This is a genomic window from Paenibacillus sp. S-12, from assembly GCF_030363895.1.
Lineage (GTDB): Bacteria > Bacillota > Bacilli > Paenibacillales > Paenibacillaceae > Paenibacillus_B > Paenibacillus_B alvei.
This window is the reverse complement of sequence record NZ_JASIUF010000010.1, coordinates 1-22725: the sequence shown is the minus strand read 5'-3', so window position 1 is coordinate 22725 and position 22725 is coordinate 1. Positions and strand designations below refer to the sequence as shown.

The window sequence follows — 22725 nt, the reverse complement described above, 5'->3', positions numbered from 1 at the left end:
TGACGAAATGTCATATGATATTTCATCGTATTACGCTATCTCGTTTCCACCATTTTGAGTTAAATTTTACCCTTTGGAAGCGACGGAGTTAGTGCATCCAGATACGAGCGGTGACTATTGGAGAACTCGAAGTTATTGAACTTATCCCAGTTTACTGACCAGGTCATCAGTCCGCGGAAATTCGGATATCCCGTTGAACTGCCGCGCGTTGTGTAGCTGGGCAATTGCACGCCCTTAATAAGCGCATCAAGAGCCTTTTGTACCTCTGCAACTGTAGTGAAGCCGCCTCCTGCATTTGCATTAGCAGGCAATCCAAGCACGATCTGATCCTGGCGCAGCGCTGGGAAGAAGTTGTTTGGATTTTTGGCAACCGGGAACCCAGTTAAGAGCATGTCGGCCATCGCAACATGGAAGTCGGCATTTCCCATCGTATGATACTGATCATCCAGGCCTGTAATTGGGCCAGAGTTGTAGTTCTGTACCTGAAGCCAATCCAGAATATCGCGTGTTGCATAGATGACAGGCAGATATGCTCCTGCACGACTGTCGCAGCTAATGCAGCTTCCGCCATAAAAAGCATATCCGAGCTGTACGAAGAAGGTTTCGGGCGCCATTGTAAGATAGAAGTTATCGGTTCCAAAGTGGTTATTAATTGTACGGAGAGCTGCAATGAGGTTGACGATAACTGGAGTGGTGGGATTTTTGAAATCACTGTCGCCAGCGTTCAAATAGAGGGAATGTCCTTCGAAGTCCACATCAAGTCCGTTGAAGCCATATTTCTCAATGATCCCAATAACCGAATTGACGAAATTATCTCGGGCTCCGGCGTTTGGGAGTTGAACCTGCCCATTCTGGCCCCCGATGGAGATAATGACTTTCTTGCCTTGGCTCTGCAAGTAAGCGACATCAGCCTTGAAGTCGGCATCCGAATAATTGTAAGGCGTGAAGCCGATTGTACCATTCGTGACGCCAGAGGTTGGTTCTGCGAAGGAGACGTTAATGACATCGAACTTAGGAGATACGTCACGGAGCTTGATGAACCCGGAGCCATTATCGAAGTTGTGCCAGTAGCCTACAATCGTCTTGCTGGATACGGCAGCTTGAGCTTGCGGCGCCCAGAGTACCATGCCTTGCAGGAGCAACAATGCTAGAGCAGCATGTAAGACAATCATCCATTTTCTGTGGGATGAATTCCCTGTGCGTAACATACGTAATCATCCTCCTATAATCCATAATGATATAGCTTGCAAGTTGTTGATAAAAGATTCGGTTATCCCTCCTATTTCATGACCGGACTTATGACACAACACCTGCATGAGCATCTACAAGGCTCTGTGCGGCTCAGCCTTACAACATCATTATCTAGAAAAGAGGGGCTGATCATAAGGGATAAATTGCAATAAAAGAGGGAGAAATCCCTCTATATGCAAAAATGAGACAGGGCCGATCTCTTCCCCATGATTTCATGGTTCGTAGTGCCGACCCTGTCTATTTATCTTTTCGATTGCGGAATTGGGATCGTAACCTCAAGATTTTTCCAATACGTTCGATCTCCATAATCTTTCTTATCGGTTCGTTTCATACTAAAGTGCTTGTTACTTATTGTAAAGTTATAAGGTTTGATTGTGATCGATTTCGATTTCATCCCTACCGGCGCATACCAATCATTAAGGTGATACTCGGTTTTTGGTAGAGCAGGCGTATAGATGAGTTTGGATGGGCTTAGTACACGCCCTTGATCATCCACTATCTCATAGTACATTCTGCTTGCATGATGATCCCCCGATTGTTCCGAAGAGGCCGGAACAGGGCCCATGCTGTCCAGCACTAGACGAGTGGATACAGGAGAGATGTCAAGCTGCTTGACCGTATACGAGAACTTGCCGTCTGACTTGGTCACATTCGGCTTCAGAATAATAGCTCTGTTCTCAACCTTCACTGGAATTTTAAATTCATACGTTTCCTTGATCTGTGTTACTGTCGTTCGAACAGTCAGCTCAAATTCATCCGGCAATGTCGCGACATGCCTGAATTCCAATTTATAGATCGGCTTGTGTGTATCATCCATCATATAATTTTGAAGATGGCCAGAGGATTTGATAGGCTCACCGTTGATTAGAACTTTCGGGTCTCGAACATATCCCTTGGTCTGTTTTTCAACAGGAGTAGCGAAGGCTTCCACGATATGATCGTTTACCCCTTTGTATTTTTTAACGATCTTTTTCATTTCCTCTTCCGATATACCCTCAAAATATGGAGAACCAATATACTCAGGCAAATTTTTGCCCTCACGCTCAATACGAATGGACAAGCGCGTGCCGTCAAATAATACTTCACTCACCCTTAACGTGACTCCATCATGCGTAATGCTGATGTTTGGCGTTGATATAATTCCTCGTTCAATCGCAGCAAGAACTGCATCTTCACTCGTCTCGGAAAAAAGCAGCCCGATTACCGGGACTTTTTTCAAAGCTTCCGCCATTGATGGAGATATATACCCGACTCCAATGAGTCCTGTGCCGATAATTGCAGCAGCAGAAGCAATGAATAGTGATCTCTTTATCCAGTTGGGCTTATCCTTAAATTTTTGCTTTCCTGCGGTTTCCCTTTGTTCAATTATATTCATAATTTCATCGCTTCGGCTGTTGGTCAGCGACGAGTCTCTGATCATGTTTTCGATAGCATCTATTTCAGCGTATTTATTTTGATGGGACATAGGTTCCATGGGCATTATCTCCTTTTTGACAAGTACGTTCCATCAGCTTCGTACGTAATCGCTCATATTTCTTGCGTATTGTGGCAGACTTGATACCCATAATTTCACTAATTTCCTCAAAGGTGTACTGCTCCACCGCCTTAAGCAGCAAAATATGCCGCTCTTCAGCCGTCAGATAGGTCAGCAGTTCACTGACTAGCGTTTCATGTTGGGAGAATTGCCGCTCCGATTCCCGTTCTTTACACTGTTCAATCATGCGAAACCATCGGCTTCTTTTCTTCTTCACATTCACTAAATGGTGATAAGCTACCTTATAAAGCCAAGCGGAGAAGGATGCTTGCCTCTTGTATTGATGCAGATTATCAAAGGCACGGATAAAAATCTCTTGTACGGCATCTTCCGTCTCGGCATGATTTTTTAAAATATAATAGCAATATGTATACATCGGTCGTTCATATTGGTCAAGTATCTTTCTATACGCCTGTTTATCTCCTGCTTGGACTTGTATGATAACTGCTTCTATATCTATACAATTTGCTTCTAATCCCTCGGCAGTAATGGACTGCAAGAGCTCAGCCCCTTTCAAACTTCATTTTTTTAATGTCTACAATTAGGACAAGCCATTTCATGGCATGAATTTTAGGCAATGTAAATTTGGAAGAGCAGAGCAAACACATAGAGAGGGTCGCCCCCTCGCCATGATTTCATGGAGTCGAGAAACTTCCCTCTACATAAAAATTAATCCTGAATGGGAATGGTGAGTTCAAGATCTTTCAAGTATGTTCGATCCCCTTGACTCGTTTTGCTTAACCCCTTCACGATGAATCCTTTGTTGTAAATTGTAAGCGTGAACGGCTTAATCGTGATGGACTTCGGTATACCTTCAACAGGCAGGTATAGTTCATCAACATGATATTCGGTTTTGGGCTTTGCATGAACATAACCGAAGATTCGCGGCTCAATGACGCGTCCCTGGTCATCTAGCATCTCATAATAGACATGGCTGGCGTGATATTTGCCGGTTTGCTCCGGCGTTGCCGGAACAGGGCCTTTACTATCCAGAACGAGCCTAGTGGACACAGGCGAAAAGTCGAGCTGCTTGACCGTGTAAGAGAATTTGCCATCGGATTTCGTCATATTCGGCTTGAATACAATGGATTTATTCTCAACCTTCACCGGAACCTTGAATTCGAACGTTTCCTTCACTCCGGTGACATTCAGTTTCATGCTCAGCTCAAACTCATCGGGCAAATTCAGACCCTCCGTATATTCGATACGATAAGCAACATCCTCTAAAGGATAGTCTCCAAAACTGGCTGATCCGTATTGAAAAGGCTGTCCATTTACAAGAATAATGGGAAGCGTGATATACCCCTTTTCCTTTTCTTCCTCAGGCGTCTTTTTTAATTTCTCTCGTTTATTCCCTTTTAATTGCTGAGTATCATTATCCATAATATATGAACTGATGGTGCTTTGGGGCAAATTATCCCCCTTGCGCTCGATAAGAATCGACAAACGAGTGCCATCGTACAGAACCTCAGCCAATTTCAAGGTAATTCCATCGTGAGTCACGCTCAGATTAGGCTGTGTTACAATACCGCGGTCAAACGCCAGTTGTGCAGATTCCTCGCTTATATCCGCAAATAATTGTCCGATCATAGGTACTTTTTTCAGGGCTTCTGCCATTGCCGGTGATACATACCCCATAGCGATGATTCCCGCTCCCAATACTAACGTAATAGAAGCAACTAAAACAGTTTTCTTCCATACATTCGGCTTACGCGAAAATTTTTGTGTTCTTGACCAGCCTTCTTGTTCAATGTGATTCATAATTTCATCGCTTCGGCTATTAGGCAGCGACGAATCACGAATCATTTGCTCGATTCCATCCATTTCAGCGTAATCCGTGCGCTGCATATGCTCCATGGACCTTCTCTCCTTTTTTACAAATGCGATCCATTAATTTTGCGCGTAATCGCTCATACTTTTTGCGTACAGTAGCAGACTTAAGGCCCATAATTTCACTAATTTCCTCAAAGGTATACTGTTCTACTGCCTTTAAAAGCAAAATATGCCTCTCTTCAGCAGTGAGATAGGTCAATAGTTGACTGACTATCGTTTCATGCTGGGAAAAGGCAATCTCAAAATGCTCATTCTGCTTCTCAACCTGCTTAATTAGATTGAGCCATCGGATCTTCTTTTTCTTTAAATTGATCAAATGGTGATAGGCGACTTTATAAAGCCAGGCGGAAAAGGAAACCCGCCTATTATATTGATATAAATTTTCATAGGCACGGATAAATATTTCCTGAACGGCATCTTCTGTTTCTGCATGATTTTTTAAAATATAGTAACAGTATGTATACATCTGACGTTCGTAATGTTGCAGAATTACTCTGTATGCCTGCTTATCACCGGATTGTACCTGCGCTACAACCTCTTCAATATTCATAGGTTTCACAACTCGTTCCCCAGAGATGTCGGATTGCAAGAGCTTAACTCCTTTCATGTTGACTTATTATATATAACAATCGGAACAGGCGGTTTTGTGACAGGCATTCTAAATTTTTTTTATTTAGGCAAAGTAAAAAGACATTTACCGCAATCATCATCTGATGATATGCGAGTAAATGCCTGTTAATAGGGCAGTTCCAGTCAAAGCCTTCGCCGTTCTAGAACTCCCCTGCTTTTCACTGTATTATCGATTGATCGGTATCGTAATTTGTAAATCCTTCAAATAGGTTCTCTTTCCTTCACTGCCCTTCATTTTTGCTCCGAGAATGCTCCAATCCTTGCTATTCACCGTATACGTATATGGTTTAATCGTGATGGATGTCACCTTGTCGTCAATCGGATAGTAGAATTCATCAACATGGTACTTGGTTTCCGGTTTTTTATTCAAAAAACCAATCGTTTCTTGATTTATTTCCTTCCCTTTGTTGTCGACAAGCTCATAATAGACCTTGCTTGCATGATACTTCCCGGATTGCTCGGCAGAAGCAGGAACAGGCCCTTGGCTGTCAAGGATAAGTCGGGTAGATAACGGCGACAGTACAAGCTGCTTGACGGTATAGCTGAACTGCCCGGACGTTTTAGTTGCTTCGGGCTTCACGACGAGCGGCTTGCTTTTCAACTCGATAGGCATCTTGAATTCAAATGGTTCACTAACCTTTGTAACTTCAGCCGTAATCGCAAGCTCGAATTTTTCGGGCGCTTTGACACCTTTTGCGTAATAATAAAATTCATCTTTAGGATCAGAGAAACTGCCAGTGGTCGATGTTATCGGCTGTCCATCGACTAAAACCTTCGTCCCCCATTTTATGTAGCCCTTTAGCTGATCCTTCTCAGGAACGACATTTTTTTTGATATGCTCATTATTTGGATTTTTCTTTAGATCATCCATGCTGTAATATGGGGACAAGGTACGTTCCAGATTCGCTCCTTCTCGCTTAATTAAGAAGGCCAATGTTGAACCGTCGTACATAACCTCGGCCAAATTCAAGGTAATTCCGTCATGAGTGACACTTAAATTAGGCTTGTACAAGTAACCCTGTTCGATTGCAGTCTTTTCATTGATGCGGTTGTCTAGTTTCGATGCTGCCGCTGCGGGCATACTGGATCCGAATGCACCTACGCCAAGCAGTGCTGCCACGGATAAGGCGACGATTGCCGTTTTTTTGAATGGTTTCATTTCTATCAATCTTCCCTTCTAATTGTAAATCATTTTTGTGTTATCGTTTGATTGGAATTGTGAGCTCCAAGTCTTTCAAATAGGTTTTCTTATTCGTCATTTTCCCGTTGCTCCCCTTTTCTTCGAGGATAGCCCAGTTTTTGCTGTTAATCGTATACGTATATGGCTTGATCGTGATAGATGTCGCCTTATCGTCCATCGGGTAGTAGAATTTATCGATATGATACTTGGTTTCCGGCTTTTTATTGAAAAACCCAATCATTTCAGGCGCGATCTCGTTGCCATTGTTGTCTAATAACTCATAATAAACCGGACTTGCATGGTACTTCCCGGATTGTTCGGCAGAAGCAGGAACCGGCCCTTGGCTGTCAAGGATAAGTCGGGTAGAGAACGGCGACAGCACAAGCTGCTTGACGGTATAGCTGAACTTCCCGGAAGTTTTCGATGCATCAGGCTTCACGACGAGCGGCTTGCTTTTCAACTTCACTGGCACCTTAAAATCAAAAGCTTCCTTCACTTTCGTCACTTCGGCCTTAATCGAAAGCTCGAATTCGTCAGGGAGCTTCACACCTTTTGCAAAATATTGCAGACTCTTGTTTGCTCCATTTGCATCAGAGCTGCTGAAGGCAATTGGTTTGCCATCGGCAAGCACCTCACAATCTGGCTTGATGTAGCCTTTGATTTTCTCTTTCTCCGGGTCGGAGGTAAAGGGAAAATCCAGATTCGCCCCTTCTGGACGCAATGCGAAGGATAATGTTGATCCATCGTAACGAACGTCGGTCAAAGTTAAGGTAATCCCGTCATGCTTGACACTCAAATTAGGCTTGTAAAGGTAGCCTTGCTCGATAGCAGCTTTTTCATTGAAGCCATCTATCCTCGGTGCTGCCGTTGCGGGTATGCTGGAGCCGATTGTTCCTATGCCAAGAAGTACTGCTGTAGAAGTGACAATGATGGATTTTTTGATCAAACTAAGCTTGTCATTCGATTGATGATTTCCCTCTTTACGGATCATTCTGTTTCACTACTCCAATCTCTCTTGTTTTATAACTGCTGTTTCTACTCTATATAACAATTTCAAATCGGCTATTTGTGACAGGATATAACAATTACAGACGAATATTTTGTGACAGGGGACCTTACTATTATACGAACTGTAAATCTGGCCACAAAAAAACGAGCCCAATCAGCTCGTTCTTTGTCCATATTCGTCTTTTACTAATCCATAGAATGCTAAATCGTGATATTGCCCGAATCGACACATATGTTGCTTGAGTGTTTCTTCATAGTTGAGTCCAATCTTCTCCACGATCCAGGATTGGAGGTGTATGCTTCAGCGAATATTTTTTGAAGTTTAAGCTGTTCGAACCCATAAGGTAGAGTCGCTTGAGCCGCCTCTGTACCATATCCTTTGCCCCAGTATGGCTTACCAATCCAGTATGCTAGTTCTCTTCGGTTATGAAATGCTAAGATGTTGTATTCAGGGCATCGTGTACAACCCATGACTTTTATCTGATGATACCGCTTAGCAGCAGCTTTTTATTGTTCTATAGGTTGATCTATCTTTATTTAGATATGCTGAACAGCAAGGTTCTCTGCTTGTATGAAAATAAGGATATCGTCTCCCGGATTGCAAATGGATAAGTAGGCGGAAGTGAGCTCGTTGTTGTGTTCCATCTTTCTTTGATTAGACGCGGCTTCATTGTAATCGATTACGATACTCGGCTGTTGAGAAGTGGGTTCTGAATCAATGCCGATTGGATAATAGCCAGGTTGGAGAGGCGACAAGAGCTGCAAATACTTGTTGAATGGCAGTTCGCATGCTTCATAGGTTTCGAGCAAATGCAGCATGGTGATGCGTTTGGTCAGGATGTGCTCGCGGTAAGCCTTCTCATCTAGCATTGCTTCTAACTCTCGCTTGTGCGGCGGACATCGCGTATAAGCCGCTAATTCCCGAAGCTGTGCAGGTGTTGCAGGCTCTTGTAATTGAACACAGTAGCGAAGCAGATCTTGTATAGAGACGGATCGGTCTAGTGGAAAATGGTCAGCCTCATTATGTCCGTTCGCAGTTACGAAAAGTTGGTCATTTTCTTGCAGTTGGAACCGCCTTACCACTCGCTCGACAATCGCTGGGCTGTTGACCGGAAGCACGCCGAGCAAATCCCCTTTCTTGTATATGATTCCGTGTGGCAGCGCAACCTCGATCTGTCTCGTGCACGTCTTGTAGCTTGTCATATGCAGTACTCGATTATGTTGTACGACAGCTAAGAACGCGTCATGCTTTCGAACAAGCGGGATCGCTGATAGTCTGCTTACAACTTGAACGTGAATCGCGCTTTGTGTTTGATCCCTATCATCCGACGAATTGTCCTCTTCAAAGCCGAGAGTCTGCTTTACATTGACCCACATCGTATCTTTCCATGTATGAACCAGCTGCTCGAACTCCCCTCCTGCATCTGCCTCGCCTCGCTGTACAAGCCTCTTGCCGCCTGCTCGTTCCAACTGCTCGTCGATAAATTTCGGTACACTTTGGTACGTATTCGCCCAATTGCGATCCCCACACCCCAATACCGCATACTGCACACCTTCGAGTTCTCCAGGCTGCGTCTCCTCCAGCCATTTTACAAACGCTGCTCCATTTTTCGGCGGTCTTCCGTTATAGGATGCGGTCACAATAAGAACAGCACCCTCCTTCGGCAGTCTGCCAACATAATCATGGAGCGGAGCTGCCTCACTTCGGAATCCGTAAAGGCGAGCTTGATTGACGAGCTGATGTGCAAGCCCTTCTGCCGTTCCTAAGTTCGAGCCGTATAAGACAAGCAGCGGTGTAAGATGGGCAGAATTTATTAGAGCACGATCATCAGGTGCTGATTCATCTTTATTCGTTGAACTGTGTTGTTCCGCCTCATTCTGTACAATAGCAGCTGCACCCGTCGTCATACTCGCGACCTGCTTATGATCACGCAACTGTACGCGCATTTGAAAATCTCCCGGCTTCAAAGTTAAGGTCTGCTTCACATTCAATTGGTAATTTAAATGGTCGATCAAGTTGAAATGTTGGAGGATCATACCGAGAACTAACATCGCTTCGTATAGGGCAAACTGCATGCCGATACAGGCTCGCTCGCCGTTGCCGAACGGCTTGTAGGCATGATTCGGTACCTTGGCAGGATCCGCGAATCGCTCGGGACGGAATTCATCGGCATCCTCTCCCCATGCCTCCTTGTCACGATGCAGTTGTGGAAGGAGCACGCTGACATTGTCCCCTTCGCGCACCTGATACTTGCCGCCGATAACGGTGTCCTCCTTCGCATAGAGGTCAAATCCCGGTGCAGTCGGCCATAAGCGGAGCGATTCATTCAGTATCATACGGATATACTTCAGTTGAAGCACTTGTTGATAGGTCGGGAGCGGGCTTACCAGTACCTGTTCCACTTCTTCATAGGCTTTTTTCAATGCTTGTGGATGCTTGAGTAAAAAGTAAAGCGCGAAGGATAAGAGGCCGCTCGTCGTTTCATGGCCGGCAATAAGGAAGGTAATGATCTGATACCGGATGTTTTCATCATCGAGCCCCTCTCCTGTGTCAGGGTCTATCCCGTTCAACATGCGAGAGAGCAAATCAGTTTCCCCTTGATTTCCTTGTGCTTTCCGTTCCTCAATGATTTTGTCGACTAATGTAAACATGGTATCGATATCCGATTGAAATTGTCGTTTTGTTTTGACCATGAAGAAGTTTTGAATCTTCAGGCGGGAGCTTTTTTGCATTGCTTCATTCAGCGCCCGCACCATGCTAACGATAAAGGGGCTGTGATCTTGCCGATAGAAGCTGTTGAATCGATAATTAAAACCGCATATTCCAATCGTATCGAGGGTGAGACGGGTCATGTCGTCAGGCACATCAATGCTTTCGTTCGGATTGAGGCGCGCCCACTTTTGGATCAACTGAAGCGCAATATCAAGCATCATGGGATGATAATCCTTCATGGCCTGCTTGCTGAACGTTGGCAGCAAAATATTGTGGGCTTTTCTCCAATTCGGCTCAGTCGTATGACTAGTAAATAACCCGTCTCCACTGAACGCCCTCACGAAGAGCAGATCATTGTACACATTCTTATCGAATCGGGTAATGTCGCAAACTTCCGCTACAAGCTTATGACCGGACACGACCAGACTCGTGAATCCGGGGAGCCTTAGCCGATATATTGGGCCGTATTGCTCTGCGAGCTTGCAGAGGGATAGCGTTGGCTGGTCGCTGTCCATAAGGGGCAAGTGGCCAAGCGGTCCATACGATTTTGGTTCAGGAATGAGTCCTGCTTCTCTCATATACAACATCCTCTCAAATGGATTGATACAAGATACCCATTGTCTATTTCCGCAAGTAAGTAGGAAGGTAGCGTTTCAGGGGGCAAAGTGGACAGTTACATGGAGGCTTATGCGTTCACGCCGTTGTACAGTGTGTCCACAACTAGTTTTGCTGCGCCATTTTTGGCGATATTTCCTTGATGCACTTGCTGCCAAGCAAGGATGAGAAGTGAGTACAGCACATTGACAATCCAATCCGTGCTCATATCCTGACGCAGTTGTCCCTTATGTTGAAGTTGTTCGATGGATTGTCGTAAGCGCCGCAATATTTGCTCTTCTGCGGCAACCATCTCCTCATTGTAATACAGTGATGCATCTTGGGTCAGAAAGTGAATTTTGTCCCCTAATGGGATTAGCGCATCCACGAGCTGGGGAATGTACGCTTCATTGTTACTTTGCAAGCGCTCAAGCTGATCCATGGTCTCACCGACGACCTTAACGGCACGCAGACCGAGCTGGAGCATAAGCTGCTCTCTACTCTCGATATAACGGTGCAGTGTCGCGATGCCAATACCTGCATATTCGGCAATGTCATTCAACGAAGCAGTAGGCTTTTCGACTAAGATCTCTGTTGCCGCATCCAGAATCATATGGAGCTTCGCTTCTTTCGATGATCGCGTTTTGTTCATAGCAGTATCCTCATTTGTAGGATTTAAATTATAATGATAGATCTTTCTATCATTTGATATAATTTTAGATCATTTATTACGATATTTCAACACCTTTATCCAATTTTTACATTACAGGTTGCAAAATAAAAAAACGGGCATATTCGCCCGCTTTTATTATCACTTATTGTAATTAAGTTCGTTGGATAGCAATTGAAGAGAGTAGCGCTGGCCCAACTCCTGCCGCACCTCGATAGGCGAATCGAAAAATTCGCTTAGATGCGCTGAGGTTAGTTGATCGGCCGTATTGCCTGATGAAAATACAGTTCCTTGCTTAATAAGCAGCGTTTTGTTAAAGCAGGGCATAATCTCTTCGACATGATGCGTAACATAGATGAGCGTCGGAGCATCAGGCTCGCGTGCAATTGCTTGAATCATGTGGAGAAGATGATCACGAGCGAAGATATCGAGTCCCGTGCATGGTTCATCGAGGATGAGAAGCTTCGGTGAAGCCATCAGCGCTCGCCCTATGAGCACGCGCTGCCGCTCACCCTGCGATAATGTATCATAGGTGCGGTCAAGCAGCCGCTCGCACCCGAGCAGCCGGATTAAGGATAATGCCTTGTCCTCGTCAGCCTGCTCGATGTTCTCGTATATGCCGATCGAGGCGAATTTTCCGCTTAGTACGATCTTCTGCACCGTATCATGCCCATATAGCTTCTGCTGCAAAGAGGTGCTGACCCAACCGATTTGCTTGCGCAATTCACGCAGGTCGAACGTGCCGAATTGCTTTCCAAGGACAGAAACGCTCCCTGAAGTCGGCCAGATATAGCCGTTAATCATATTCAATAAGGTTGTTTTCCCTGAACCGTTAAGCCCAAGGAGGCACCAATGCTCACCTGGGTTTACCTTCCAGGATACCTGATCCAGAATCATCTTCTTGTCCCTCTTCCAGGCAACATCGCGAACATCTATAACCATAACTTCTCTCCTCTCCTATGTGTATCCGACAGTTATTTATTGCCTCTGCGGCCCTGTTGGGGCTCCAGATTAGCCATCGACAAGCGAACGGCTGTATCAGCGTCTCTGTTCGCAATCGCCTGCAGCAATTGATCATGCAGCTCCGATCGATCCTCATAATGCTGCGTGTCTACAATGAGATGGCTCAATTCACCGCGAAGCGCACTACAGAAGGCGCGGTACAGGTCAATTAGCACAGGATTGTGGCACGCCTCTGCAATTGAACAGTGGAATTCCACATCATGGTCTACATAGGCAGCGTAATTGCCAACCACCAGTGCCTTCTTTCGCTCTTCAAGAAGCTGCTTCATCCGCTCAAGCTCCTTGTCCGTGCGCCGCTCTGAGGCCAAACGCGCTGCCAGAGCATCCATCATGCTTCTTACTTCGGTAATGTGTGCGGTCTCCGCTCTAAGCAGACGCTGCTCCAACGAGTCAGAATCAGAGGGGCGTGAACGAACATACGTCCCGTCCCCTTGTCGAACTTCCAGCACACCGGCATGCACCAGAATCTTGACGGCTTCACGGATCGTCGAACGTCCTACGCCGAACATGTCCATCAGCTCCGGCTCGGTCGGCATGCGATCGCCAGGGCGATAGTGGTGGTTAAGCGCATCGTGCAGCTGTTCAAGCACTTGATCCACCAGTTTGCGGCGAGGGACGGCAGAAAACTTGGGTGCATTCAAATTCATCTGATCATCTCCTGTTATAGAGGAGTATATTCCTTTTTTTACAAATGTCAACGATAAATGAATATTGAATATGACCAAAATGTATAAAAAAAAACCGTGCAAGGCACGGTTGTGTATATCTTTTCGATTAAGCATTCGTATCCTGCATTGCAGGAATATCGATTTCCTTTACGCAGGCTGCTTTGGATAAGCCAATTATGCATGTAACCAGTGAAATGATGTCTTGTACGGGAATGCGGCTGCTGTCATAGGCTTTAAGCGCCTTCTCAGCTCCCTCTTCATAAGGAATTTCTGCGGCCAGTTCACCCGGATTAACGCAGGTAACGGCAATTTGGTCTTTACGAACATGCTCGCGCAGAGCATTTGCAATCCCGCGCAATCCAAATTTAGAAGCAACGAACGACACCTGTGAATTGTTAGTATGTTCTAATCCAGCTGTGGAGCCAATGAAAATGATTTTGCCTGCATCCGATTTTCGAAGGTTCGGCAGCAACGCTTGAATGCAAGTAATGGTTGACGTGATATTTACTTGAATAATGTTAGCGATATCCGCAGGTTCATCTTGTTCAAAATTGTAGTCGTCCTCAAACCCGTTCTGTTCCCATATCCCTACGTTATAAATCAATACATCTATGGCTGCATCCCCAATCGAATGCGCTATACTCGAGGCTGCTTCCTGCTGAGACAAATCCGCTTTCACCCATATTCGCTTCACCCCGTCGTCCACATCCAAGCTGTTCGGGCGATTGCGGGACACCACCCATACTTGATCCCCCTGTTGAGGCAAGCCTCTCACGAATGCGTCTCCTAATCCTTTACTTGCTCCGAAAATGATGAAGTTTTTCATTGTCCCCTTCTCCTTCCCATTTTTATTTCCTTTGGTATGACGGAAAATCGAATCGTGTTGCTAGCTGCTGCGCGAGTTGTGTTAACTGACGCATGCCCTCGCGTATTTGGATTTCGTTCATTAACGAATAACTGAGCCTCACCCAGGACTGATAGCCGTTATTGGGATCACAGATATGCCCGGGAACAAAGGAAAGCGAGTGCTGAAGGCTTTCTTGCAGCAGCATGCTCGCAGATATATGATTCGGCAAACGGAGCCATATGTTCAATCCGCCTTGCGGAGTTGTCCATTGCCAATCGATCGAAGCAGCCGCCAGTTCTTCCTCCATTACGTCTCTGCGAATTTGCAGCGCGGTTCTCAATTTTTTTAGATGCTGCTGCATGCGCTCAGATTGAAAATAATGCAGGAATATCTTTTGTGTGACGAGCGGAGTCCCGTTGTCAGCCAGTGATTTGGCCGCAATTAACGGCTCAATCATCGATTTGCGGGCGAATACGGCACAGATGCGAAGTCCTGGAGCGACGTACTTGCTAAAGCTGCGCAAATAGACAACCCAGCCATCTGTATCATACATGAATAATGGCTGCGGCGGTCGTTCATGAAAATACATGTCATGAAATGCATCATCCTCAACAAGGACGCACCGATAACGTTCGGCTAATTCCACGAGCTGTTTGCGTTGGGACGCGGGAAGTATATATCCAGTTGGATTGTGGAACGTCGGATTCATATAGAACATCCTTGGACGATGCTGCTTCATCAGCCGTTCTATCGCTTCTAAGTCATAGCCTTCCGGCGTGAATTCAACTGGAATCAATCTCGCGCCTTGTCCTCGGAGGATGTCAATAGCAGCACTGTATGTCGGGCGCTCGACCAATACAGCATCAAGCGGCCGGATTAGAATTCGCGAGAGCAGATCAATTGCCTGCTGCGCCCCAGTCGTAATCACAATTTCGCCATTGTTCAGCTCTACTCGGTTGCTGCGCTTGAAGTATTGACATAATAGATCACGAAGCTCTTCATCGCCTTGCGGTGTGGAATAGTTCCCCATAAGCTTGGGGTAAATGTCGAATACTTTCTTGACGTAATCCGATAAAAACAGATTTGGAAGTAAGTTGGGGTCTATGATGGCCTGGGAAAACTGATACTCTACCGCTATTCTGTGAATGTCGGACAGTTGGCTGGTCACCTGCAATGCAGACACCCCATTGGGTGTATGATGAACCGCATCAGCAGCTGTCCCAGCACAATCCGGACATACATAGTAACCGGACTTCTCCTTTACATAAACCTTTTCATGCTGCTTCAGCAATTGGTAGGCTTTAAACACCGTCAATCGATTCACGTTAAGCTCTACAGCCAGAGAGCGAATCGAAGGGAGCTTGTCGTGTGCACCCCATTCGCCGCGTTCGATATTCGTTATGATGTAGTCGTATATTTGTTTGGATCGCATGGGTACATCTCCTATCTTCCTCAACCTCATTGTACTACATAAATTCCCAAATATATCCCCGATCTGTTCTACTCTTTTTAAACTGTTCTATCTCCTCACGTATATGATCAATTCAAAAGGAGGAGAAACCATGGTTTTGTTCAATTATGTGCTCATGTGTCTGATTTTTAGCACGACATTTCTTGCCGTGAAAATTGGCGTCGATGCGTCAGCACCACCATTCTTATCCGGGGGCATACGATTTTTCGTTGCAGGTCTTATTTTATTTATGTGGATGCTATGGCGGAAAAAGGCAAGCCTCACTCTGCTTTTCCATAAGGAAATGTTGATTACAGGGTTCGGTCTTACTTTCGGTACATTCTCCGCATTATATTGGGGGGAACAATATGTATCATCTGGAATGGCGGCGGTATTGTCAGCAACTGGCCCCATTCTGGTTCTGATCATCCAGATCACCATCATGCGCCACAAGCCGTCAGTTCATTCTTTAATTGGCTGCGTCATCGGGTTTATTGGAGTTATTATCATGATGGCTCCGAGCATGGCAGTCTCTGAGCATTCATGGATGCTTATAGGAAGCATCGTGATTATAGCTGGCGAGTTGTTCTACGCAGGCGGCGCGATTTATTCCAAACGAGTTGCTAAACGCTTCGCCGATATCTCACCAATTGCACTAAATGCATCTCAGATGCTGTATGGGGGCGCCTTATTGCTTCTCCTTTCTGCGTTCACGGAGCAATGGCATTTCCAGAACATGCTGTCAACTCGTGCGCTCGGTTCATTGCTTTACTTAATTGTGATTGGTTCCATGATTGGACACAGTCTGTTCTATTGGCTGATTGCAAAAACGACGCCTATCTTTGCTTCAACTTGGTTGTATGTGTCCCCCATGTTGGCGCTTTTCGTTGGCGTGCTATTCTATAGGGAATCACTCACATGGATGTCTGCTGTTGGAGCGATTACGATTCTGATTGGTACAGCGATTGTCAATTACGACAGCCTGAAGCAATTGTTTGAGAAACCCTTAAGAGCTAAGAAACGTTTACAAGATGTTCAGACGCGTTAAGTCGTAATGACACGCTAGGTAGTAATAACGAACTAAGCTCTTTCTGAGTTTATGCTCAGAAAGAGCTTGTTACTTAGCAACAATATAAGTCGATGAGTATTTAACTTCCTTTCTCTAAGGCCATTACCTCTACTGTAAATCCGCCCGGTGCTTTGATATAGAATGTCCAGCCGTGTGAGCGTTTCGGAGGAGATACTTCGAAACCGTCGTTCTTCAACCGCTGATTCAGTTCATTCACTTTCTCTTCACTTTCTTGTACGAATCCGATATGAAAGGTTTTGGGGTATTGAACTTCTGTTCCTTTCATTAAGGTGAGTACCATGCCGTTGTCGTCAGATAAAAGTGCAAAGGAATGTTCTCTTGGATTTCCGCTCGGGCTTCTGTCAGTAAGTTCGAAGTAGGTCTGCAAAAATTGCTTGGCTGCGGCAACATTCGTGACAGTAAGGTTAAGATGGTTCAGCTTCAAGCTTGATCATTTCCTTTCGAGAAAAATGGTTCTTGATAAGGAGATATGCTTGGAATGAAAATAAAAGTCCACCGCCTCTAAGGAGTGAGGAGGACTTTTCAGTATATAGTGCTTTCGCACACGTTTACCCGTATATTGCTTGCCCAGATCGAAAATGCAGTTTTCCATATTGTGTTTCATTTGCAAAGCAGCAGAACCGACTTGATAAATCACTTGATTTTGCACAAGCATCTGCAAGTATGACAATAGATGGCCCCCCCAATAGACAATGTCACGCTTACTCGCCTTCCTGAGGATGATTTGCGGCTGATTGCGATCGCTGTTGCCGAAATGCCGAAGCACATAATAGCGTGATTGGAAGTACGAGCCCGAACGTAGCAACGAATGGAATCCAAGTCGTCTTATTATAATTAATATAGTGAACTGTGTTTGGATGAACGATTAGAGAGAGTACAACCATAAGTATGCCTAAAGGAATGACAACCGTTCGGTAGTTCGCAAGGCGAAATGTCTGTGATAAGCCCAGGCAGGCTGCATAAAAGTAGAGAGACATTTTGAAATAGATCGTGATAAACCACATGATCGCAACGACCACTTCGACATGTTGGATAAAAGATCCGAGCATAATTCTTTTCGCCAGTGTATAGCTTGGATATAGTTGTCGCGCGGTAGTCTCTGCTCCCAGAACGAGAATCGTACAGGCAATAATAAGCGTTAATACGGTACCAGCGAGAATTACGCCAATGTAGAATCCTTTCGCTGCTTTGCGTGTGTCATTGGTGGATGACGGGTAGATCATTAAGAAGACGACTGCAGGGAGTGAGAAAATACACGTGAACAACAGCGTTGCACGCATGAGCGGCTTCATTCCTGTCTCAAGTACAGGCTGAATGTAGTGAACCTTGATATCTGGAGCCGCACAGAACAGGAGAATGAACATTAAGAACAGGAAGCATGCAAAGAGGATTTCTGCAGATCGAGACAAAACCTCCAGACCCAAGCGCACTCCCATTATAACGATTATCGCAAATATAATATTGGTAGCCTCCATCGGGGTTGAAGGCAATATTTGCGTCGTCATAAAACTCCCCATATAATAGAGCAATTCCGCTGCGGTTATGAGTGTAAAGATAACGAACCCTATAGATGCCGCTCGACCGACCCATTTCCCTAATAGTTTCTCATTTAATTGAATAAGTGTATATCCTGCATGTAATTGTCCTACTGCAAGATAAAGTTTGACAAGCAGCAGACCTATTCCAATACTGATTAATGCTGCAATCCATGCATCTTGCTTAACCTCTTCCGCGAGGCCAGAAGGGATAACCAATATTGCAGTACCAACCGAATATAAGAAGACGAGAATGGTAAACTGACGAACGCTTATATCATTATTTTCACCAATTGGCTTCATCATTGCTCCTATTCATCATCCTTGAAGTATACTTGAAATTAGGTTAGTTATCGGTCTATAGATGGCCGCCAGAATATTAAGTGGACTTGGGACTTTTACATGAAGGGCCAGTAACACTCCAATAAGTGTGCTTAAAGCCAGCAGTATGACAAATATGGTTGCTTCGCGTTTACTGCCATTCCTCGAGCGAGTTGGATAATCGATAAGGATGGTGATGGCGGCAACAATCAAGATTCCGATACTAGCCAACATAGACACATGCACCTCCGAGCTCTTCGATTCATATCCGCATCATTTTCATTTGTGCATCCTAATTTCAATTATGGACGTTGCTCTTCTTTTTAAACTAGCTAAAAAAGATCATTTCGCTCAAAGGAGTGAAATGATCTGCAGATTTCATAATTTATGATGAATGATTTCCCTTACCATCTTAATTCGCCTTATTGTTTGACAACAAGCGCATTGCTTGAAGCGGAGACTGTGGGCCTTCCACATTCACTTGGATTGTAGCCGAAAGTTTTGCGGAAAAGGGAAGCAAAATGGCTTACATTATGATACCCAACGATGATAGAAGTCTGGCTCACATTCGCTTCACCTTGTTCCAACATTCGCCTTGCTTCGTTCATGCGCAGTCCCCGCACGTAACCGAATACAGTAGTTTCCGAACAATTCCTTGAACCCAAGCTTCAGCTTATAATCGTTAAGTCCTGTCAATCGTGCCAGTCCGAGCAAACTAGGAGGCTGCTTCCACGTATGCGACAGGATTTCCTTCGCTTCATATAGACATTGGATATCATCAGCAGTCAGTTTGGAAATGACCTGCCGAGCGGCTACCTCCTTATCTACCCCATCCAATTGAAGTGCAAGCAGCTCTAGTGCCTTTCCTTTCAGATAGAGTTGTTGAAGCGAACCTTGATAAGGACATTGCTTCATTTGCTCTACAAGCAGCGGAATTTGGGAAGAACCCGCCATTTGCTTGCAGAAGACGGGAATGCGGGCCAAGCGATCAAGCTCTGGAATCTTATTGTCGAAATAGCGCAGATCAATCCGTAGCTCCATATGCTGCATTTGTTCGTTAGGGTACAGTTCCGCATAGATGTTTGCCTCCTGAACATAGATGAGCGTTGACATACCTGGGGTTATAGCGATCTCTTGCGAAGATGCCGACCAGCTTCCGTTGCCTGCCGTTGTATATGATATTTCAAGATGAGGATAGTGGATTTCAACGTCCATAGTTACCGGACGATGGAATTCTGCATTGAAGAAATTAATTTCAAGGCCTCTTCGTATAAGAAACCTCTGTAGATGCCCTGATCCGCTTGGTGCCGGAATGGAATAGATGCGGTTCTGAGCACTTGCTCGTGGTGAAGGGGTGACATCTACGAATTCTCCGAATGCATCACTTAAATCGCGGGACTCGATGTGCAGTTTCAAGTTTTTCTCCTCCACTCTCAAAATCCATTTTCCATGAATTGTATTGTAATCCTGCTGCAATCTTCATTAAATCTGATATATCAGATTTGGCGTTCATGTAATCCCATCCTTCAATCATTTGCTGGATGAAAGCAAGTACATGCACATACCTTTATCTTAAAGAAAATGATAATCATTATCAATACAAAAGAGCGTAACACCCTTTTTTGCGATTTCGATGATGCGCTGCTGATTATTCTCTTGACATTATCTTGTCCTATTTCTCAATAGCTGAATGATTTAATACTGGCTTATTCGATGCGGATGCCAACGTAACGGTCAATAGAAGTACGAGTACGCCAATGATTGCGAATGGAATATGCTTATCCAAACGATACAGCATCGAGCTCACAATGGGTGCAATGACTGCTGATATCCCCTGTACTGCTGAAATAAGCCCTGCAACTCCACCCTGCTGTTCGCTTGATACTGCAAGCGATGCGCCGGTCATAAAGCCCGGCATTAACAATCCTGCCCCTACCCCGAACAAAAAGAACGCAATATAGAAGCTGATCAAGCTGTTAATGAATAGGAAGAGGGCGATACTGCATAGCAGCAATAGCGATCCTATGAGCAGCAACTGCTTAGGCTTCAGCTTCGACGACTTCATTTGAATACCCTGTGTCAATATCATTGCGATTCCTGTCAGCATTAAACCCATTGAGACCATACGGGCAGTTTCTTGCGTGCTGAGGGCCAGTTGGTCTTGAAAGTAGAATCCGCCAACCACTTGAAGTGTAACGATACTAATCATGGTAGTTAGCCCTGCAAATAGATAGAGAGAGATTCCTTTCTGAAACGGACTTACCTTAGGCGGCTTGGTGTAAATCATTGGTTTATGAGTCGGAATTAACAGCAACACGACAAGAAATGCGATGATCGGCAATACCGCTCCAACGTACAAAGGCCATATTAGTCCAATTAACGCGAATATACCTGCGATTGCAGGACCGAGAACAAGACCAAGTCCATTAGCCGCACCTATAAGGGCCATGCCTGAAGAACGCTCCTTCACATCGGTAACGTCCGCCATATACGCCTGTGCGGATGAAGGGACGGCTGGAATGAACAATCCAACCATGGCGCGTGCCGCGATGAGCAATCCAAGAAGCACACTGCCTTTTATTGCCCCATTTAATCCAGCATACATCGTTGCAGTGAATATGACATAACTGACGAACATTCCGATGAATCCGAATAGTATGACCGGCTTTCTCCCCTTGAGATCACTGAGGCGTCCCCATACAGGAGCCATCACGGCCATAGCGACAGAGCCTAATGAAATGATGATGCCTGAATGCATCTCGCTTAACCCCAATTCACGAATGAGCGGCGGCATGACCGGTGCAATAATCATTAACGCCACCATCGAGACAAAAACACTGAAAAATACGCTGAACCTTATTCTAACCATTTTGACTGACACTCCTTTCCCAAAGTAGCTGCTTCAAATGTTTCCCTATGATGATATAAGAAATCGGAATGCTGCGGCTACCGCAAGACGGATTGATTATGCCGGAAAACGGATTATTTTTGATCTTTTTGATCTTGAGGAGAAATCGTTGTAGTTGAGGAAGCCAACATTTTATATATTCACCCCTGTTCAATATGTAGGTGAGAACGAATCAACAAATTTAATAATGATATGATGACCCTTAAAAGAATATAGTCAATATAAACATGAACCGAACTGGAAATTGATTAATATGAACAAAACAAAGAAGCGGAAGCCCTCACCGTCGAATAAGCGTGAAGACTGCCGCTTCTTTGTTATTTCGTCTTAGTTATTATGAAATCGCTACACCAGCGCTTGCATATCCAGCAACCGTAGTACCCGCTGCAAGACCTGTTGTTGTAACTGAGAAGACCATTAACAAGCGAGTCTCTGTTGTTACAGGTATTGCCAACCCTGACGTTACTCCGTGGGATATCGTACCAATTGCTACTACTCCAGAAAGAGATGGTGCTAATGTAACGATAGCTCCTGGAATTGGAGTGAATATGTTGTTCGGTGTAGTCGATTGCCACAATTGGGCCTGTACCGTTGCAGTTGCTCCAATAAGGCTAAGGGCCGCTGTCGTACTGAAGTAAGCAGAGATAGACGTAATTATGCCATTACGCGGCATCGAGAATGCCATGTTCAAAAGCAAACCTGCCGCTCCAGTAAGATCAATCGTTGCACCTAATGCACTCGTGGTCGGTGCAGAGTTTCCAAATCCAATTAGTCCGCCTGTTCCTGCCAATCCGCCTGCGAGCGTGGTCAACAGTACAGGTACACCAGAAGCAAGTGGGATAATTGCTGAAGAACCAGTCGCTCCTGTTACTCCTGTTGCTCCTGTGGCTCCTGTTACTCCAGTCACTCCTGTTACTCCTGTTGCTCCTGTCGCTCCTGTTACTCCTGTTACTCCTGTTGCTCCAGTCGCTCCTGTTACTCCTGTTGCTCCTGTGGCTCCGGTCGCTCCGGTCGCTCCTGTTGCTCCTGTGGCTCCGGTCGCTCCGGTGGCTCCTGTGGCTCCGGTGGCTCCGATCGCTCCTGTGGCTCCTGTGGCTCCGGTCGCTCCTGTTGCTCCTGTGGCTCCTGCCTCTCCAGTCGCTCCAGTTACTCCGGTTGCTCCAGTTACTCCGGTCGCTCCAGTCTCTCCGGTCGCTCCTGTTACTCCTGCCGCTCCTGTTGCTCCGGTCGCTCCTGTTACTCCTGCCGCTCCAGTTGCTCCAGTCGCTCCGGTGGCTCCAGTCGCTCCTGTTGCTCCTGCCGCTCCTGTTGCTCCTGTCGCTCCTGTTGCTCCTGCCGCTCCAGTGGCTCCGGTGGCTCCAGTCGCTCCGGTCGCTCCTGTTGCTCCTGTTGCTCCTGTTGCTCCGGTGGCTCCAGTCGCTCCGGTGGCTCCTGCCGCTCCTGTTACTCCTGTCGCTCCTGTTGCTCCGG

The 22725-nt window shown here is 45.6% G+C and carries 21 protein-coding genes; 1 reads left to right on the top strand and 20 read right to left on the bottom strand.

The features are described from left to right. Positions 1–59: 59 nt before the first annotated feature. From NO352_RS09665 to NO352_RS09600, 14 genes are all read right to left on the bottom strand, one after another. Entirely contained in the window at positions 60–1208 is a 1149-nt protein-coding gene (locus NO352_RS09665; RefSeq protein WP_289355492.1) for a chitinase, read from the bottom strand. Between the two features lie 284 nt (positions 1209–1492). Continuing rightward, positions 1493–2725, bottom strand: a complete 1233-nt coding sequence (locus tag NO352_RS09660; RefSeq protein WP_289355491.1) for a DUF4179 domain-containing protein — start codon at positions 2723–2725, stop codon at positions 1493–1495. Beyond that, positions 2700–3284, bottom strand: coding sequence for an RNA polymerase sigma factor (locus NO352_RS09655; protein ID WP_005550947.1), 585 nt, complete (start codon positions 3282–3284; stop codon positions 2700–2702). The genes NO352_RS09660 and NO352_RS09655 overlap by 26 nt, the downstream gene beginning before the upstream one ends. Positions 3285–3454: 170 nt before the next feature. After that, positions 3455–4642 carry a DUF4179 domain-containing protein gene (locus NO352_RS09650; RefSeq protein ID WP_289355490.1) on the bottom strand — a complete coding sequence of 396 codons (1188 nt, stop codon included), beginning with the start codon at positions 4640–4642 and terminating at the stop codon, positions 3455–3457. Beyond that, positions 4611–5207: an RNA polymerase sigma factor gene (locus NO352_RS09645; protein ID WP_483311830.1), complete on the bottom strand. Its 597-nt coding sequence runs from the start codon at positions 5205–5207 to the stop codon at positions 4611–4613. Before NO352_RS09645 ends, NO352_RS09650 begins: the two co-directional genes overlap by 32 nt. A gap of 207 nt (positions 5208–5414) precedes the next feature. Next, a complete protein-coding gene (locus NO352_RS09640) occupies positions 5415–6407 on the bottom strand; it encodes a DUF4179 domain-containing protein (protein ID WP_289355489.1) in 993 nt (330 codons plus the stop codon). 40 nt (positions 6408–6447) lie between these two features. After that, positions 6448–7419 carry a DUF4179 domain-containing protein gene (locus NO352_RS09635; RefSeq protein ID WP_289355488.1) on the bottom strand — a complete coding sequence of 324 codons (972 nt, stop codon included), beginning with the start codon at positions 7417–7419 and terminating at the stop codon, positions 6448–6450. 218 nt (positions 7420–7637) lie between these two features. Beyond that, entirely contained in the window at positions 7638–7907 is a 270-nt protein-coding gene (locus tag NO352_RS09630) for a GNAT family N-acetyltransferase (protein WP_289355487.1), read from the bottom strand. 66 nt (positions 7908–7973) lie between these two features. Beyond that, on the bottom strand, positions 7974–10727 hold the full coding sequence (locus NO352_RS09625) for a cytochrome P450 (RefSeq protein ID WP_289355486.1): 2754 nt from the start codon (positions 10725–10727) through the stop codon (positions 7974–7976). 107 nt (positions 10728–10834) lie between these two features. Then, complete coding sequence (locus tag NO352_RS09620) at positions 10835–11395, bottom strand: TetR/AcrR family transcriptional regulator (protein WP_268600026.1); 561 nt, start codon at positions 11393–11395, stop codon at positions 10835–10837. Positions 11396–11554: 159 nt separating this feature from the next. Continuing rightward, positions 11555–12355 (bottom strand): ABC transporter ATP-binding protein, encoded by an 801-nt coding sequence (locus NO352_RS09615; RefSeq protein WP_289355485.1) that lies wholly within the window; start codon positions 12353–12355, stop codon positions 11555–11557. A gap of 32 nt (positions 12356–12387) precedes the next feature. After that, positions 12388–13083: a FadR/GntR family transcriptional regulator gene (locus NO352_RS09610; protein WP_005550956.1), complete on the bottom strand. Its 696-nt coding sequence runs from the start codon at positions 13081–13083 to the stop codon at positions 12388–12390. 127 nt (positions 13084–13210) lie between these two features. Then, positions 13211–13930 carry an SDR family NAD(P)-dependent oxidoreductase gene (locus tag NO352_RS09605; protein WP_005550957.1) on the bottom strand — a complete coding sequence of 240 codons (720 nt, stop codon included), beginning with the start codon at positions 13928–13930 and terminating at the stop codon, positions 13211–13213. Positions 13931–13952: 22 nt separating this feature from the next. Then, on the bottom strand, positions 13953–15383 hold the full coding sequence (locus tag NO352_RS09600; protein ID WP_289355484.1) for an aminotransferase-like domain-containing protein: 1431 nt from the start codon (positions 15381–15383) through the stop codon (positions 13953–13955). 130 nt (positions 15384–15513) lie between these two features. Between NO352_RS09600 and NO352_RS09595 the strand changes: the two genes are divergently transcribed. Then, positions 15514–16449 (top strand): DMT family transporter, encoded by a 936-nt coding sequence (locus NO352_RS09595; protein ID WP_005550959.1) that lies wholly within the window; start codon positions 15514–15516, stop codon positions 16447–16449. 100 nt (positions 16450–16549) lie between these two features. Here NO352_RS09595 and NO352_RS09590 read toward each other — a convergent pair whose 3' ends face one another. From NO352_RS09590 to NO352_RS09565, 6 genes are all read right to left on the bottom strand, one after another. Beyond that, positions 16550–16915: a VOC family protein gene (locus NO352_RS09590; protein WP_289355483.1), complete on the bottom strand. Its 366-nt coding sequence runs from the start codon at positions 16913–16915 to the stop codon at positions 16550–16552. Positions 16916–17192: 277 nt separating this feature from the next. Then, entirely contained in the window at positions 17193–18332 is a 1140-nt protein-coding gene (locus NO352_RS09585; protein WP_238555920.1) for a GerAB/ArcD/ProY family transporter, read from the bottom strand. A 437-nt stretch (positions 18333–18769) separates the two neighbouring features. After that, complete coding sequence (locus NO352_RS09580; protein WP_289355482.1) at positions 18770–18937, bottom strand: helix-turn-helix transcriptional regulator; 168 nt, start codon at positions 18935–18937, stop codon at positions 18770–18772. Next, positions 18921–19763 (bottom strand): AraC family transcriptional regulator, encoded by an 843-nt coding sequence (locus NO352_RS09575; RefSeq protein ID WP_289355481.1) that lies wholly within the window; start codon positions 19761–19763, stop codon positions 18921–18923. The genes NO352_RS09580 and NO352_RS09575 overlap by 17 nt, the downstream gene beginning before the upstream one ends. Positions 19764–20019: 256 nt before the next feature. Further along, positions 20020–21216, bottom strand: coding sequence for an MFS transporter (locus NO352_RS09570; protein WP_289355480.1), 1197 nt, complete (start codon positions 21214–21216; stop codon positions 20020–20022). A 373-nt stretch (positions 21217–21589) separates the two neighbouring features. Further along, positions 21590–22725: exosporium glycoprotein BclB-related protein (locus NO352_RS09565; RefSeq protein ID WP_289355479.1), on the bottom strand; the 1136-nt coding region annotated here is incomplete at its 5' end.

What these genes read in the sequence shown, in the direction of transcription:
- NO352_RS09665 (WP_289355492.1), bottom strand. Translation starts at nt 1,208, where the DNA reads ATGTTACGCACAGGGAATTCATCCCACAGAAAATGGATGATTGTCTTA.
- NO352_RS09660 (WP_289355491.1), bottom strand. Translation starts at nt 2,725, where the DNA reads ATGGAACCTATGTCCCATCAAAATAAATACGCTGAAATAGATGCTATC.
- NO352_RS09650 (WP_289355490.1), bottom strand. Translation starts at nt 4,642, where the DNA reads ATGGAGCATATGCAGCGCACGGATTACGCTGAAATGGATGGAATCGAG.
- NO352_RS09640 (WP_289355489.1), bottom strand. Translation starts at nt 6,407, where the DNA reads ATGAAACCATTCAAAAAAACGGCAATCGTCGCCTTATCCGTGGCAGCA.
- NO352_RS09635 (WP_289355488.1), bottom strand. Translation starts at nt 7,419, where the DNA reads ATGATCCGTAAAGAGGGAAATCATCAATCGAATGACAAGCTTAGTTTG.
- NO352_RS09630 (WP_289355487.1), bottom strand. Translation starts at nt 7,907, where the DNA reads ATGGGTTGTACACGATGCCCTGAATACAACATCTTAGCATTTCATAAC.
- NO352_RS09625 (WP_289355486.1), bottom strand. Translation starts at nt 10,727, where the DNA reads ATGAGAGAAGCAGGACTCATTCCTGAACCAAAATCGTATGGACCGCTT.
- NO352_RS09620 (WP_268600026.1), bottom strand. Translation starts at nt 11,395, where the DNA reads ATGAACAAAACGCGATCATCGAAAGAAGCGAAGCTCCATATGATTCTG.
- NO352_RS09615 (WP_289355485.1), bottom strand. Translation starts at nt 12,355, where the DNA reads ATGGTTATAGATGTTCGCGATGTTGCCTGGAAGAGGGACAAGAAGATG.
- NO352_RS09610 (WP_005550956.1), bottom strand. Translation starts at nt 13,083, where the DNA reads ATGAATTTGAATGCACCCAAGTTTTCTGCCGTCCCTCGCCGCAAACTG.
- NO352_RS09605 (WP_005550957.1), bottom strand. Translation starts at nt 13,930, where the DNA reads ATGAAAAACTTCATCATTTTCGGAGCAAGTAAAGGATTAGGAGACGCA.
- NO352_RS09600 (WP_289355484.1), bottom strand. Translation starts at nt 15,383, where the DNA reads ATGCGATCCAAACAAATATACGACTACATCATAACGAATATCGAACGC.
- NO352_RS09595 (WP_005550959.1), top strand. Translation starts at nt 15,514, where the DNA reads ATGGTTTTGTTCAATTATGTGCTCATGTGTCTGATTTTTAGCACGACA.
- NO352_RS09585 (WP_238555920.1), bottom strand. Translation starts at nt 18,332, where the DNA reads ATGATGAAGCCAATTGGTGAAAATAATGATATAAGCGTTCGTCAGTTT.
- NO352_RS09580 (WP_289355482.1), bottom strand. Translation starts at nt 18,937, where the DNA reads ATGTTGGAACAAGGTGAAGCGAATGTGAGCCAGACTTCTATCATCGTT.
- NO352_RS09570 (WP_289355480.1), bottom strand. Translation starts at nt 21,216, where the DNA reads ATGGTTAGAATAAGGTTCAGCGTATTTTTCAGTGTTTTTGTCTCGATG.